This window comes from Paraburkholderia sp. J8-2 (assembly GCF_905220195.1).
Lineage (GTDB): Bacteria > Pseudomonadota > Gammaproteobacteria > Burkholderiales > Burkholderiaceae > Paraburkholderia.
In genome coordinates this window covers 14,751-27,720 of record NZ_CAJMZA010000028.1, presented here as the reverse complement: position 1 = coordinate 27,720, position 12,970 = coordinate 14,751, and the positions used below count along the sequence as shown (strand labels likewise).

The following is a 12,970-nucleotide window of genomic DNA, read 5'->3' as shown; positions in this document are numbered from 1 at the left end:
TCTTCAGGCGAGGGCGTCGGTGGGTTGCGTCGATGCGCGCGTCCTGGCGAGACGCGCGGCGTCGTCGCCCAGGTCCCACCAGAGTCCGGCCATCACCGCGAGCGCCTCGCGCGCGACGGAGCCGAGCAGGTGTTCGTTCGGCGCGTGCTGCGCGCAAGCCGGATACGAGTGCGGGACCCACAGCGTCGGCAGTCCGAGCGTGTACGCGAAGACGTCGTTGGGCACCGTGCCGCCGAGGTTCGGCAACAGCGCGGGCTTCTTGCCCGTCGACGCGCGCAGCGAGTCGAGCGCCCAGTGCACCCAGGCGTCGTCGGGGTCGAGCCGCGTGGCAGCGGAGGTCTGCGTGACACGCACTTGCACGTCGTCAAAACCAAGCCGCGCGAAGTGCGCTTCGAGATGCTCGCCCACGCGCGCGGCGTCCGTGCCCACCACGAAGCGCAACTGGCAGGTGGCCTTGGCCGTGGGTGGGATCGCGTTGACGGGCGCATCGGGATTGCCGGTCTTGAACGCAAGCACTTCGAGCGTGTTCCAGGCGATCACGCGCTCGGTGGGCGTGAGGCCGGGCTCGCCCCAGTTGGGATCGATCGCGGGGGCGTCGTCGTCGCCGCCGAGCACAATGTCGGCGAGTGCTTCGCGCACGCTGGCCGGCACCGGCGGCGGACGCAACCCGTCCACGACGATGGCGCCGCGCCGGTCGACAAGGCTCGCGATCGCGTGCGAGAGCACGACACCCGGATTGCGCAGCGCGCCGCCCCAGTTGCCCGAGTGATGCGCGCCCTTGCGCAGATCGACAAGCAGTTCGAACGTCACGCCGCCGCGCGAGCCGAGGAAGAGCGTGGGCCGCTCGGCCAGCACGCGCGGGCCGTCCGAGGCGATGAACACGTCTGCCGCGAGTGCTTCGCGATTGGCGGCGCACACGGCGTCGAGACCCGGCGAGCCGATTTCCTCGCCGGTTTCGAAGATCAGCTTCACGTTGTAGCCGAGCTTGCCGCCGCGCGCGTCCAGCACCGCGGCGAGGGCCGCGAAGTTCACCGAGTGCTGGCCCTTGTTGTCGGCTGTGCCGCGACCATACCAGCGGTCGCCTTCCACGGTGACGCTCCAGGGCGCGAGACCTTCGCGCCACTGTTCGTCGTAGCCGCGCACGACGTCGCCGTGGCCGTAGGTCAGCACGCTCGGCAGCGCGGGGTCTTCGATGCGCTCGGCGATCAGAAACGGCGCGCGCGAACTGGCGGGATTCTCGACCACGCGGCAAGTGAAGCCGAGCGGCGTGAGGGAAGGCATTACCTCGTCCGCGAGATAGGCGACGAGCGCACGGGCCTGCTCGGGATTCTGGCTTTCGGTGCGAAAGCCCACGCGGCGCTGGAGGTCGGTGAAGAACGCGCCGGAGTCGTAAGCGCGCAAGGCGCGGTCGATGGCGGTTTGTCGGGTCTCGTTCAAAAGGGCTCCTCTCATGCCTGGGTGCGGGGAATGAAAGCAGTCTAGGAACGCCAAAAATTCGCAACAATTTCAAAATTTGCGGATAGCATTGCCAAAATGGCAACGCAACGAGCACTGAACGGATAAGCCGATGCTTCATGGAATCGCCTTGCGCTACTTCGTCGAGGTCGCGCGCACGGGGTCGCTGGCGGCGGCTTCGGAAAACCTGCACGTCGCCGTTTCGGCGATCAGCCGCCAGATCAGCAAGCTGGAGGAGGACGTGGGCACGGCGCTCTTCGAGCGCATGCCGCGCGGCATGGTGCTGACCGAATCGGGCGAACGGCTGGCCGAGCACGCGCGGCGCGCGCTGCTGGAGGGCGACGCGGTGCTCGCCGAGATCGCCACGGCCAAGGCGCTCGGGCACGGCATCGTGCGCATCGGCTGCACGGAGGGCTTTACGCGCTCGTTCCTGCCCCACGTGCTCGCGCAACATCACGCCACGGCGCCGCACGTGCATTTCAATCTGCGCTCGGGCACGCCGTCGCAGGTCGAGCAGTGGGTCGCCATGGGCGAGGCCGATCTGGGGCTCGCGTTTTCGAGCGGCGATCCGGCGAAGGTCTACGTGCAGTACAGCGCGCAGGCGCCGGTCTGTGCGCTGCTCGATCCGGGGCATCCGCTCGCGCAACGCGACTCGCTGACGCTCGCGGACCTGCGCGAGTATCCCGTCGCGCTGCTCGAACGCGGCAACACGGCGCGGCAGCTATTCGACGAGTGCTGCGCGCGCCATGGCATCAAGCTCGAGCCCATTCTCACGAGCAACAATTCGAGCGCCTTACATGCGTTCGCGGCGCTGGCCGGTGCGATCACGCTCGGCAGCCGGCTTTCGCTTGCGGGCCTCGCGGACGATCTTTCGCTCGTGGCGAAGCGCTTCGACGAGCCGACGCTCAACCAGCGCAATCTGTGCGTGATGACGATGCGCGAGCGGCGGTTATCACGCCCTGTCGAAGGTGTGCTAAGCGCGTTGATCGCGGCGATCGAACAAGCGCTGTGAGGACTCGGGGCATCAGCGCTTTCCGGCGCGCCCCGTCATGCGGCCTAGGATGTCCACGCGCTGCACCAGTTGATGGTAAATCACCGCTAGCACGTGCCCGGCGATCAGCACGTACGTGAGATACGCGAGCCAGTAGTGAACCTTCGAGCCGAGATGGCCGAGTGCCTTGTCTGCCGGCACGACGGCGGGCACCTGAAACAGCCAGAACCAGTTCACCGGATGGCCGCCGCCATACGAGTTGAGATATCCACTGATCGGCATGGCTAAGAGAATCAAATACAGCAAGCCATGGCCAATATGCGCGAGCTTCCGCTCGAAGGTCGGAATGCGCTGCGGCAGCGGCGGTGCGGTGCCCGAAAGCCGCGTCACCACGCGGATCAGCGTGAGCAGCAGGACGGTCATGCCAATCGATTTGTGGAAAGTCATCCAACTGCCGCGCGACGGGTCGTGGCGGTCCATCGTCGTCATGTACCACGCCACCGGGATCACCACGAACATGCAAAGCGCGGTCAGCCAATGCAGCACGCGCAGCGTCAGGCTGTATGCCGGGGCTGCGAAGGAAAACGCAGAAACAGAGTGCGGAGTTCGGGACATGGTCGAGGCCTTTTAAAGGTCGGATCGACAAAGCCTGCCACAAAAATGCCGCTGCGGAGCGTCTCCCGCGAGTGCGGTTTTGTTAGGCCTCGTTACAACGCCGGCCTTCAAAAATGAATGTAGATGATAAGTCAACCATAAATGCTCAATGGATTTCCCTTATGTAGACATCAATTAGCCAGCCGATAACTGCGAGGATGTGATTCGATCTGTCTGCTGCGCCCCAGTCGTAAGTTGAATTGTCAATCAGGAGTCGGAAATCCCATGTCCAGCAGTTTCGCAGAAGCCCCGTTCGACGGGGCGTACGCTCCGGCCAGTGCCGCCCGCCGGGCAGCGGTCGTCGAGAGCCCGCTCATGAATGCGCGCAAACGCGCCGATCGCGCTTGCGCGCTGGTCAACTGGATTCTTCTGGCGGGGGCCTTGGGTGTCGGCTGGCACTTCAACGCACTCGCGCCCGTGCTCGTCGTCGGGCTGCCGCTCGCGCTCGTTTCCACCGTGCTCGCGCTTGCCGTGCCAGGCCTCAAGATCACCAGAATGGGTTCCGCACTGACCTTCATGGGCGGCGCGGCCCTGTTGATCGACGTGGGAGGCGGGCAGGACGAGTTTCACTTCGTGGCGTTCATCCTCCTTTCGCTGCTGCTCGCGTATCGCGACGTGCAGGTCGTCCTGCTCGCGACCGCTTTCATCTCCGTTCAGCAACTCGCGTTCAACTACTTGCAGGCGTGGGGCTGGCCCGTCAGGGTCTTTTCGCAAACGGGTTTCGACGTCGTGGCGCAGCACTGGGCGTTTCTCTGGCTTCAAACCTTGTTTATCGCGGCGATTTCGGCGCGCCAGGAGCGCGACGCCAATATCGCGGGCGAACTCGCGGCCATGTCGGAGGGGATCGGGCAGGCGTCGGGCTACATCACGCTGGGCGAGCAAGCGAGCCGGCCGTCGAGCGACGTGGCCGGCGCTTTTCACGCCACGCTGGCGGCCGTGCGCAAGACGCTGCTGCAGGTGCGTGACAGCGTGGGTGAGGTTTCGGAGTCGGTAGCCGGCACCAGCGCGCGCAATGCCGTGCTTTCGGATCGGACCGAGCAGCAGCGCCGTTCGCTCGAAAGCATGGTCGCGGCCATGGAGCAGCTCAAGCAAAGCGTGCACGAGAGCGTCGATCACGCCATGGCGGCCAGCGCGCTGGCGGACTCGGCGAGCGAGGTCGCGTCCCGCGGGCGCGGGGCGATCAAGGCGGTGATCGATACGATGGGCGACATTTATCGCTCGTGCGACCGCATTACCGACATCATCGGCGTGATCGACGGCATCGCGTTCCAGACCAACATTCTTGCGCTCAACGCGTCGGTCGAGGCCGCGCGCGCGGGCGATCAGGGGCGAGGGTTCGGCGTGGTGGCGGAGGAGGTCCGCACGCTGGCTCAGCGCAGCGCCGCCGCCGCGAAGGAGATCCGGGCGCTGATTGGCGAGTCGGTCGAGCGCGCGCGCACGGGCAATGGCCTCGTCGAAAGCGCGGGCAACACGGTGGGCCAGGTGCTCGAGGGCGTCACACGGCTGTCGTCCATCGTTCACGAGATGGCGACTGCCGCCGGCGCGCAGCGCGCGGGCATCGACCAGATGGGCGAGAACATCGCCGGTATCGACGTGGCGATACGCGAGAACGCGGCGCACGTTGCCGACACCGTCGAGCAGGTCAGGCAGCAGCATCGCCAGACCGAACTCCTCGCCAGCGCGGTCCAGGTGTTCAGGCTCGATTGAGTGCCACATCGCGTCGCATTTTCGGGGCGCGACCGCGAAGTTCGAGCAGGGGTCCGTTCCGTCGGACTATTTTGTTACACCTCTTACGGCGCTTGGCCAGTGGCGTTACAAAGACCTTTCACATTGGCCGCTATACTCGGTTCCGTCTCAAAAACGTAAGAGAACAACTATGTCGAAGAAACTCATCCAGATGGTTGCCGTTGCTGCGCTGACTGCTGCGGCCTCGCTGCCGGCGCTGGCCGGCGATATGAACAACGCACTGGGTGGCGCGCTTGGCGGCGTCGCCGGCGCGGCTTTGGGTGGCGCAGTGGGCGGCAGCACCGGCGCCGTGATCGGCGGCGCGGTGGGTGGCGGCGCGGGTGGCGCGGTCACTTCGAATCGTCGCGAGCGCACGGGCGCCATCATCGGCGGCGCGCTCGGCGGCGGCGCGGGCACGGCGGCGGGCAACGCCATGGGCGGCCGCACCGGCGGCCTGATTGGCGCAGCGGTGGGCGGCGGCGCAGGTTCGGCGCTCGGCGGCAATATCTCGCGTTCGAACTCCTACGCCGACGACTATTCGCGCGGCTATCACGGCAAGCGCCACAAGCACCGTCACTACGACTAAGCACAGCTTGCAAGGCGCAGCGGCTGCTGCGCCTCGTTGTTTCGCGCCGCCGCATCCGGTGGCGCACGCCGGGCCGTTCTGGCCCGCGCGTCACTTCCTCTTGGCTTGAGCCTGACGTCATCCGCATGCCGGGTGATGACGCCTTCGTGCCATTTGATTCGTTATGCCAGGCAATCGTCAAGACTTCAGCATGCGTCATTCCGGCCGCGGTTTGCGTCGCCATGAGCCATGCGGCAGTTCCTTGTCGCGCTCGGCGGCGGCAAGCGCGGCGCGCAGTTGCGTGCGGTTCAGTGGAATGCAATAAGCCGGTTTGGCGCGCTCGAAGCGCCAGCTGTCGGCGAGCGCACCCGTGTCGAGCGCGTCGAAATCGAGCTGCGCATGCAACGCGGCCACGAGCGCCTTCGCCTGCCCATCGTCTCCGGCAACGGGCAGCGCGCGGCGCCCGCCCTCGACAGGCGGCCGCTCTTCGCGCGGCAGGTCGTACGCGAGAATCGCATTGAACGCCTTGACCACACGTGCGCCATTCAGGTGCTGCGCAACGTGCTCGCTCGTGGCGGCGCGGTATTCGTCGAACGCGGCGATGGCGCCGTCGCGCGCCGGGTAGTAGTTCATGGTGTCGATGACGACTTTACCGGCGAGTGTTTCGACCGGTATCTCGCCGAGCGCGGACAGCGGCAGCGCCACGATCACGATCTCGCCGAAGGCAGTGGCCTCCTCCAGCGTGCCGATACGGCAACCCAGCGCTGCCGCCTCTTCCGTGCGCGCCTCGGGATGACGCGACGAGAGCATGACCTCATGCCCCGCCTGCACGAGCAGTTTGCCTAGCGTCGAGCCGATCTCGCCCGCGCCGAGAATGCCGACAGCCAATCGATGTTCACGATGTTCGTTCATGGGAATCCCCGAGTTTCGTCATGGAGACCTCAGCGTAGCGCCGAAACTCCCGTGCGATAATCGGCTATCCAGGCGAAACACTTGAAATGGCGGGTTTCTAATCGTGGACAAATTGACCAGCATGACCGTGTTCGTGAAGACGGCCGAATCCGGTTCGTTCACGGCGGCGGCGCGCATGCTCGCGATGACGCCGCAGATGGCGGGCAAGCACGTCGACGCGCTGGAAAAGACGTTAGGCGTGCGCCTGCTCCAGCGCTCGACGCGCAAGCACGCACTCACGGAAGCGGGCCGCGCCTATTTCGAAGCCTGCCGGCGTGTGCTCGACGAGGCGGCGGCGGCGGATGCCGTCGCGCTCGCGCAAACCGCCCACCCGCAAGGCACGCTGCGCGTGACGGCGCCCGTTTCGTTCGGCGCTTTTCGGCTTGCGCATGAAATCAAGGCCTTTCTCGCGGATTGCCCGGACGTGAAAGTCGATCTCGTGCTGAGTGACCGGCAGTTCGATCTCTTGCAGGACGGGTTCGATGTCGCGTTTCGCATTGGCGCGCTGCCCGATTCGCAACTGGTCGCGCGAGCGCTCGCGCCCTATCGGCTCGTGCCGTGCGCCGCGCCGTCCTATCTCGCCGCGCATGGCACGCCGGCGCATCCGCGCGAACTCGCGCAGCACGTGTGCCTCGATTACGCGTTCGACAGCTTTCCGGCGCCCCAAACGTGGATCTTCAAGGACGGCGACACGCAGATCGAAGTCGAGCCGCGCGGCCAGCTGCGCAGCAACGACACGCGCGCGCTGATCGCGGCGGCGGAAGCAGGCGTGGGCATCGTGCTCGCGGGCGAGCCGAACCTGGCGCCTTCGGTGGCGGCGGGGCGGCTCGTGCCGCTGCTCGAGGCGTACGCCGCGCCGGTGCGGCCCATGCATCTGCTTTACGCGGATCGCCGCGCGCAGGCGCCCAAGCAGCGCGCGTTCGTGGCGTGGGCGCTGGCGTGCTTTGGCGGGGCGGGCAACGTCACCGGCACGCGGGCGGCGCCGGTGTCACCTCGCGTTCGTCGTTCCGCGCGCAAGCCGCGTGCATAGCCCACATCGCCCACATCGCGCACGCAGCGTAGTCAGGCCTCGCTGCGGAAGGCGGCGTTGAGCGTCGCGCCGGGCGCCGCGCCTTCGAAGCCGTCGAAACGCCCTTCGGTGAGCCGTTGAGCCGCGTGCATGAAAGCGCCCCATGCGGTGCGGGCGAGCGCACCGCCTACGCTCACGCGGCGCACGCCGAGTGCGGCGAGATCGTCCAGCGTGAAGGCCGACTTCGCACCGATCAGCACGTTCACCGGCTTCGGCGCGACTGCGCTCACGACGGCCACGATCTGCTCGCGTGTCTGGATGCCGGGCGCGTAGAGGCAGTCCGCGCCCGCCGCTGCATACGCCTGCAAGCGCGCGATGGCGTCGTCGAGGTCGGGCACGCCCGCCACGAAGTTCTCGGCGCGGCCAACGAGCAAGGTGTCGCCGCCACGCGCATCGATAGCGCGGCGAGCGGCCCGCATGCGCTCGACAGCCACCTCGATCGGCAGCAGCGGTGCTGCGTCGTCGCCAGTCGAGTCTTCCACGGAAAGCCCGGCGACACCGGTCTCGACGGCGAGGCCCACGCTTGTTTCGACGCCTGCGGGATCTGCGCCGAAGCCGCTTTCGAAGTCGGCGTTCACAGGCAGGTCGGTGGCCGCGACGATCTCGCGCAGGTGCGCGAGGATCGCGTCGCGCGGCAGGGTGTTGTCGGCATGGCCGCGCGACCATGCGAACCCGGAGCTGGTGGTCGCGAGCGCCTTGAAGCCGAGGCCCTGGAGGTAGCGCGCGCTGCCCACGTCCCACGGGTTCGGCAGTACGAAGCAACCGGCGGCATGGAGTGCGCGAAATTCGGCGCGTTTCTCGGCAATGGTGCGGGCGGGTCCTGACATGGCAAGTCTCCTCCTGGCTCGTGGTGGGCGGCGGGCGTGTGCGCGGGAATGCGCATTCTGTCGCGCCGGTCTTCGATTGTGACCGAATTTACGGATTTCCGAGTCGGGCGGCACACGCTTGCACAGCAAGTTCGTGTAAAGATCAGGATGGCGAATTAAATGAACGCCTACGAAAACGATCACATTCAGCGGCGCGAAACGAGGAAAAGAAAGGCGCAGCCGTTATGATATGCGTTCTTTTTATTTTGCCGTCCAGCCGCGATGTCCAAAACCAGCGCTCCGAAAGCCTCGCCGCCCCGCATGTCCGATGTCGCCCGTCTTGCGGGCGTTTCGAAGATGACGGTGTCCCGCGTGATGGCTGGGCGCAGCGCGTCGGAGGCGACACGCGAGCGCGTGCAGCGCGCCATCGACGAACTGGGTTACGTGGCCGACGCGGCGGCCGGCGCGCTCTCCTCTGGGCGCTCGTCGTTTGTCGCCGTGCTCGTGCCGTCGCTTTCGAGTTCCAACTTCTCGGACACCGTGAGCGGCCTTACGGCCGTGCTCGAGCCGCAGGGGCTCGAACTGCTGATCGGCGACACCGACTACTTCCTCGACCGCGAGGAACGACTCGTGCGCCAGATGCTGCGCCACCAGCCGCGCTGCATTGCGCTCACGGGCGCGCAGCATACGGACGCCACGCGCACGCTGCTGCAGCGCTCGGGCGTGCCGGTCGTCGAGATGTGGGACTTGCCCGCGGAGCCGATCGACATGGCCGTGGGCTTTTCCAACGTGAGCGCGGCGCGCGAGATGGTGCGCTATCTCGCGGACAAGGGCCATCGCCGCATTGGTTTTCTTGGTGGCGCGGGCGATCTGGACCGGCGCGGCCTCGACCGCCTCAAGGGCTATCAGATGGAGATGAAGGCGCTCGGGCTCGACAGGCACCGCGTCGTGCAACTGGGCGGCTCGCCGGTCACGATGAGCCACGGCGCGCCTGCCATGGCCGAGCTGCTCGAGCGTTGGCCCGACACAGAGGCCGTGATGTGCGTGAGCGACATGTCGGCGTTCGGCGCGATTATGGAGTGCCAGCGGCGCGGCCTGAGCGTGCCCCGCGATATGGCGGTCGCGGGCTTCGGCAACTTCGAGATCGCGGAGTGCTGCTATCCGGCGATCACCACGATTTCGGTCGATGCCTACGGCATTGGCCAGCGCACGGGCGAGGCGATCGTCGCCGCCCTCGCGGCAGCGGACGGTGCGAGCGCGCAGCATCCCGTGAAAACGCGCATTCAATACACGGTCGTGCCGCGCCAGAGCGCTTGAGCACGCGAGCGCGCGGCAGCGTTAGCGTCGTCACAGCCCCTTGGCGATGCGCTGCGCCATCTCGACCACCGCGATGGCCAGGCGCTTTTCGCGGTGCGTATCAAGCCGCTCCAGCGGCAGGCTCGCGCTGACCGCCACGCGCTTGCCGAGCGCCGTCACGCCCACGAACGCCGCGAAACACGCAATCCCCGCCGTCACTTCTTCCCGCTCGTGCGCAAGGCCGGAGCGGCGTATCGCGGCGAGCGCCGCAAGCAGGTCCGGCTTGCGCGTGATGGTGTTGGCCGTCACGGCGGGAAGCTGGCGCGGCAGGATCGCGCCGACCTCTTCATCTGGCAGGCTGGCGAGCAGCGCCTTGCCCAGCGCGCAGCAGTGCGCGGGCAGCCGCGAGCCGAGATCGGAGATGAGACGTACGGGCCGCGCGGGGTCTTCGCGCGCGAGATACACGACTTCGGCGCCATCCAGCACGGCAAGCTGAACGACTTCGTTATGCGTCGCGACGAACACGGTCGCCTCCTGGCGGAACACTTCCTGGAGCCGGTCGTGCCGCACGTAGGCGCTGCCGAGTTCGAACAGCGTGAGGCCGACGATATAGCCGTCGGCGCGTTTTTCGATCCAGCGCCGGCGTTCGAGCGAGTCGAGCATCAGGTAGAGCGTGCTGCGCGAAAGGCCGGTGGCCTGCGCGATGGCCGCCGCGCGCATCGGGCCTTTTGCGTGCGCGAGCACGTCGAGAATATCGTGTATGCGCCGCAGCGCCGGGACTTCGTAAGGTGAGGACATGGAGCTGCGCGCCGCAAATAAGATCATCCAGCAGGCTGGAAATACTAACATCACGTTGGACACGTGCATGAGCGCGTCGACATTTCTCAGCGGCATCGTTCCTTGGTATCGTTGCAGACGCGTTGCACACACGAATCAACAGGAACGGTTTGAATGCCCAGGCGCGCGATGCGCGCCGCATGTTCGGGAGAGTCGCGGAAGATGAAGTATTCGAATCTGGTCGAGCGGTTGCAGGGCCGTCGCACGACGGCGTGGGAGATCCATCACGCGGCGGTGCAGGCCGCTGCGCGGGGCGAGGACGTGATCGTGCTGAGCGTGGGCGACCCCGACTTCGGCACGCCCGCGCCCATCGTCGAGCGCGCCGTGGCCGCGCTGCGCGAAGGCGATACGCACTACTCGGCCATCATGGGCCGCGAGCCGCTGCGCGAGGCGATTGCGCGCGAGCACGCACTGCAAAGCGGGCGCGCGGTCGGTGCGCAGAACGTGATTCTCTGCGCGGGGGCGCAGAACGGTTTGTTCGCCTCGTCGCTCTGTTTGCTGGAAGCCGGCGACGAAGTGCTCGTGCCCGAGCCGATGTACTTGACCTACGAGGCCGCGATTCGCGCGTCGGGCGCCACGCTCGTGCCGGTGCCCGTCGATCCGGAGACCGGCTTTCATCTCGACTGCGACGGACTCGAGGCCGCCGTCACGACGCGCACTCGCGCGATCTTCTTCGCGACGCCGTGCAACCCCACCGGCGCGGTGATGCCGCGCGCGCACCTCGAACGCGTCGCGCAATTAGCCCGGCGGCACGACCTGTGGGTGCTCTCCGACGAGGTTTATGCCGACCTCACGTTCGAGCGCGAGCACGTGAGCATCGCCGCGCTCGACGGCATGGCGGAGCGTACGGTCACGCTCGGCAGCCTCTCGAAGTCGCATGCCATGCCGGGCTGGCGCCTTGGTTGGGTGATCGCGCCGGAAACGATGATCGCGCATCTGGCGCGGCTCGCGCTCTGCATGCTGTACGGGCTGCCCGGCTTCATTCAGGAGGCGGCAATCACGGCGCTCGACAACCGTGCGCAGATTGTCGCGCAGATGCGCGAGATCTATCGCCGCCGGCGCGACATCGTCTACGAGCGGCTGGCGGGCGTGCCGGGACTCAAGTGCCTGTTGCCGGAAGCGGGCATGTTCATGATGATCGACATTCGCGGCACGGGCCTCGACACGCAGGCGTTCACCTGGCAGCTTTTCGAGGCGCAGAAGGTGTCCGTGCTCGACGCGAGCGCGTTCGGGGAAACCGCAAACGGCTATGTGCGGCTGGGTTTCGTCGTGGACGAAGCGAGGCTCGTCGAGGCCTGTGAGCGTATTGCGGCCTTTGTGCAGGAGCGCGCTGCCGCCGCGGCGCGCTAGCGGGCTTCGCAGCGGGTTTCAAAGTACAGGCGGGTGGGCTCGAATAGTTCGGCAGGCAACGCGTCACGCGTGAACCACGCCCACCGCGCGCACTTATCGGGCTCGGCGACAGCCGGCGTGCCCGCCGCGGCAGCCTCGACGAACAGTGTCACATGGCGCACGCGGCCGGCTTCGAGCCAGCCGCTGGCCCAGCCCGCTGCGTGCGCCTCGATCAGTTCCAGGCCGGTTTCCTCGCGCAGCTCGCGCGCGGCCGCGGCGAGCGGATCTTCGCCGGGGTCGACCTTGCCGCCCGGGAAGGCCCACGTGTCGCGTCCCCATGTGCTTTTGCGCAGGCCGAGCAGCCACGCATCGCCGTTGCGTACGACGACGCCCACGCCGAGCACGGTGACGGCAACGCCGATGTCATCAGTCATGTTCTGCGGATATTGATTGGGAATCCGAATTGTTGGGGAAATCGATCGTTCGCTGCGCACTCGTCAAACTTGCGGGGCGCGCAGCGAACCCGTGCCGATTCAACGCTCGCCGTCGAGCAGGTCGTTGAGCATTTCGTCGAAGGCGGCCTGGGCGTCTTCCAGTTCCTGGAGCGCCATGTCGAAGGTCTGCAGCGCGAATTGCGACGGACGGCCGTCGCCTTCCGGCGGAAACTGCGACTGCAGCGAGGTAAACGCCGACTTCACGCGCTGGGTCGCGGTCAGCACGCGCTCCATGGCGGCGGCTTCTTCGGCTCGTGCCTGTTCTGGGTTCATCGAAAGCTCCGTTCTTACGTGTTTGATGTTGGGTGTGTTCAGGGCAGGGGCAGTCCGCCCTCCGCCTTCACTTCGCGCAGCGACAGCGCCGATTCGACCGACGTGACGCCGGGCAAGCTGCGCAACTGGTCGCGCATGAAGGTGCCGTAGTCGTCGAGATCGCGGGCCACCACCTGCAAAATATAGTCCGCCGTGCCGGATACGTTGTGGCACGACAGAATGCGCTCGATCGCCAGCACCTCGCGCTCGAAGCGGTCGGCAAGCGCGCGGTCGTGCACGGCAAAGCGCACCGAGACGAATCCCACCACGCCGTAGCCGAGCGCACGGCGCGAGAGCACGGCCCGGTAACGCTCGATATAGCCGTCCTGTTCGAGACGCTTGAGGCGCCGCGCGCAGGGCGTTTCGCTCAGGCCGACGGTTTCGGCGAGCCGCGCGTTCGGCATGCGACCGTCGGTTTGCAGCGCGCCGAGTATCGCCCGGTCGAGTTTGTCGAGGTCGCTCATGGCGGGGAGGGGAGTTCTGATG

The 12,970-nt window shown here is 66.8% G+C and carries 14 protein-coding genes; 6 read left to right on the top strand and 8 right to left on the bottom strand.

Annotation, left to right across the window (positions count from 1 at the left end; translation table 11 throughout):
• Nucleotides 1–3: 3 nt before the first annotated feature.
• Entirely contained in the window at nt 4–1,437 is a 1,434-nt protein-coding gene (locus U5A52_RS34570) for a M20 family metallopeptidase (RefSeq protein WP_321938467.1), read from the bottom strand.
• Between the two features lie 130 nt (nt 1,438–1,567).
• Between U5A52_RS34570 and U5A52_RS34565 the strand changes: the two genes are divergently transcribed.
• Complete coding sequence (locus U5A52_RS34565; RefSeq protein WP_321938466.1) at nt 1,568–2,467, top strand: LysR family transcriptional regulator; 900 nt, start codon at nt 1,568–1,570, stop codon at nt 2,465–2,467.
• Between the two features lie 12 nt (nt 2,468–2,479).
• Here the strand turns inward: U5A52_RS34565 and U5A52_RS34560 are convergent, their stop codons facing one another.
• A complete protein-coding gene (locus U5A52_RS34560; RefSeq protein ID WP_321938464.1) occupies nt 2,480–3,061 on the bottom strand; it encodes a cytochrome b in 582 nt (193 codons plus the stop codon).
• 264 nt (nt 3,062–3,325) lie between these two features.
• Here U5A52_RS34560 and U5A52_RS34555 point away from each other — a divergent pair, with 264 nt between their 5' ends.
• Nucleotides 3,326–4,807, top strand: a complete 1,482-nt coding sequence (locus U5A52_RS34555; protein ID WP_321938462.1) for a methyl-accepting chemotaxis protein — start codon at nt 3,326–3,328, stop codon at nt 4,805–4,807.
• A 169-nt stretch (nt 4,808–4,976) separates the two neighbouring features.
• Nucleotides 4,977–5,411 carry a hypothetical protein gene (locus U5A52_RS34550; protein WP_321916025.1) on the top strand — a complete coding sequence of 145 codons (435 nt, stop codon included), beginning with the start codon at nt 4,977–4,979 and terminating at the stop codon, nt 5,409–5,411.
• 195 nt (nt 5,412–5,606) lie between these two features.
• Here the strand turns inward: U5A52_RS34550 and U5A52_RS34545 are convergent, their stop codons facing one another.
• The gene (locus U5A52_RS34545) at nt 5,607–6,302 is read right to left on the bottom strand and encodes an NADPH-dependent F420 reductase (RefSeq protein WP_321938460.1); all 696 of its coding nucleotides are present in this window, start codon (nt 6,300–6,302) and stop codon (nt 5,607–5,609) included.
• Between the two features lie 103 nt (nt 6,303–6,405).
• Between U5A52_RS34545 and U5A52_RS34540 the strand changes: the two genes are divergently transcribed.
• A complete protein-coding gene (locus U5A52_RS34540; RefSeq protein WP_321916023.1) occupies nt 6,406–7,371 on the top strand; it encodes a LysR family transcriptional regulator in 966 nt (321 codons plus the stop codon).
• 32 nt (nt 7,372–7,403) lie between these two features.
• On the opposite strand, the gene U5A52_RS34535 is transcribed toward U5A52_RS34540, so the two are convergent.
• On the bottom strand, nt 7,404–8,237 hold the full coding sequence (locus U5A52_RS34535) for an isocitrate lyase/phosphoenolpyruvate mutase family protein (protein ID WP_321938458.1): 834 nt from the start codon (nt 8,235–8,237) through the stop codon (nt 7,404–7,406).
• Between the two features lie 300 nt (nt 8,238–8,537).
• Between U5A52_RS34535 and U5A52_RS34530 the strand changes: the two genes are divergently transcribed.
• The gene (locus U5A52_RS34530; protein ID WP_321916021.1) at nt 8,538–9,533 is read left to right on the top strand and encodes a LacI family DNA-binding transcriptional regulator; all 996 of its coding nucleotides are present in this window, start codon (nt 8,538–8,540) and stop codon (nt 9,531–9,533) included.
• A gap of 30 nt (nt 9,534–9,563) precedes the next feature.
• On the opposite strand, the gene U5A52_RS34525 is transcribed toward U5A52_RS34530, so the two are convergent.
• Nucleotides 9,564–10,310: an IclR family transcriptional regulator gene (locus tag U5A52_RS34525; RefSeq protein ID WP_321938456.1), complete on the bottom strand. Its 747-nt coding sequence runs from the start codon at nt 10,308–10,310 to the stop codon at nt 9,564–9,566.
• Between the two features lie 201 nt (nt 10,311–10,511).
• Between U5A52_RS34525 and U5A52_RS34520 the strand changes: the two genes are divergently transcribed.
• Nucleotides 10,512–11,699, top strand: coding sequence for a pyridoxal phosphate-dependent aminotransferase (locus U5A52_RS34520; RefSeq protein ID WP_321916019.1), 1,188 nt, complete (start codon nt 10,512–10,514; stop codon nt 11,697–11,699).
• Here U5A52_RS34520 and U5A52_RS34515 read toward each other — a convergent pair.
• The 3 genes from U5A52_RS34515 to U5A52_RS34505 form a co-directional block, all read right to left on the bottom strand.
• Nucleotides 11,696–12,112: a nucleotide triphosphate diphosphatase NUDT15 gene (locus U5A52_RS34515; protein WP_321938454.1), complete on the bottom strand. Its 417-nt coding sequence runs from the start codon at nt 12,110–12,112 to the stop codon at nt 11,696–11,698. The two genes, U5A52_RS34520 and U5A52_RS34515, sit on opposite strands and share 4 nt — an antisense overlap.
• A 99-nt stretch (nt 12,113–12,211) precedes the next feature.
• Nucleotides 12,212–12,445, bottom strand: coding sequence for a hypothetical protein (locus U5A52_RS34510; protein ID WP_321938453.1), 234 nt, complete (start codon nt 12,443–12,445; stop codon nt 12,212–12,214).
• A 38-nt stretch (nt 12,446–12,483) separates the two neighbouring features.
• Nucleotides 12,484–12,948 (bottom strand): Lrp/AsnC family transcriptional regulator, encoded by a 465-nt coding sequence (locus U5A52_RS34505; RefSeq protein ID WP_254320690.1) that lies wholly within the window; start codon nt 12,946–12,948, stop codon nt 12,484–12,486.
• Nucleotides 12,949–12,970 lie beyond the last annotated feature (22 nt).

Bases quoted from the DNA above. Each gene is read 5' to 3' on its own strand.
- U5A52_RS34530 (WP_321916021.1), top strand. From the start codon at position 8,538: ATGTCCGATGTCGCCCGTCTTGCGGGCGTTTCGAAGATGACGGTGTCC.
- U5A52_RS34560 (WP_321938464.1), bottom strand. From the start codon at position 3,061: ATGTCCCGAACTCCGCACTCTGTTTCTGCGTTTTCCTTCGCAGCCCCG.
- U5A52_RS34505 (WP_254320690.1), bottom strand. From the start codon at position 12,948: ATGAGCGACCTCGACAAACTCGACCGGGCGATACTCGGCGCGCTGCAA.
- U5A52_RS34550 (WP_321916025.1), top strand. From the start codon at position 4,977: ATGTCGAAGAAACTCATCCAGATGGTTGCCGTTGCTGCGCTGACTGCT.
- U5A52_RS34535 (WP_321938458.1), bottom strand. From the start codon at position 8,237: ATGTCAGGACCCGCCCGCACCATTGCCGAGAAACGCGCCGAATTTCGC.
- U5A52_RS34525 (WP_321938456.1), bottom strand. From the start codon at position 10,310: ATGTCCTCACCTTACGAAGTCCCGGCGCTGCGGCGCATACACGATATT.
- U5A52_RS34515 (WP_321938454.1), bottom strand. From the start codon at position 12,112: ATGACTGATGACATCGGCGTTGCCGTCACCGTGCTCGGCGTGGGCGTC.
- U5A52_RS34510 (WP_321938453.1), bottom strand. From the start codon at position 12,445: ATGAACCCAGAACAGGCACGAGCCGAAGAAGCCGCCGCCATGGAGCGC.
- U5A52_RS34565 (WP_321938466.1), top strand. From the start codon at position 1,568: ATGCTTCATGGAATCGCCTTGCGCTACTTCGTCGAGGTCGCGCGCACG.
- U5A52_RS34555 (WP_321938462.1), top strand. From the start codon at position 3,326: ATGTCCAGCAGTTTCGCAGAAGCCCCGTTCGACGGGGCGTACGCTCCG.
- U5A52_RS34545 (WP_321938460.1), bottom strand. From the start codon at position 6,302: ATGAACGAACATCGTGAACATCGATTGGCTGTCGGCATTCTCGGCGCG.
- U5A52_RS34520 (WP_321916019.1), top strand. From the start codon at position 10,512: ATGAAGTATTCGAATCTGGTCGAGCGGTTGCAGGGCCGTCGCACGACG.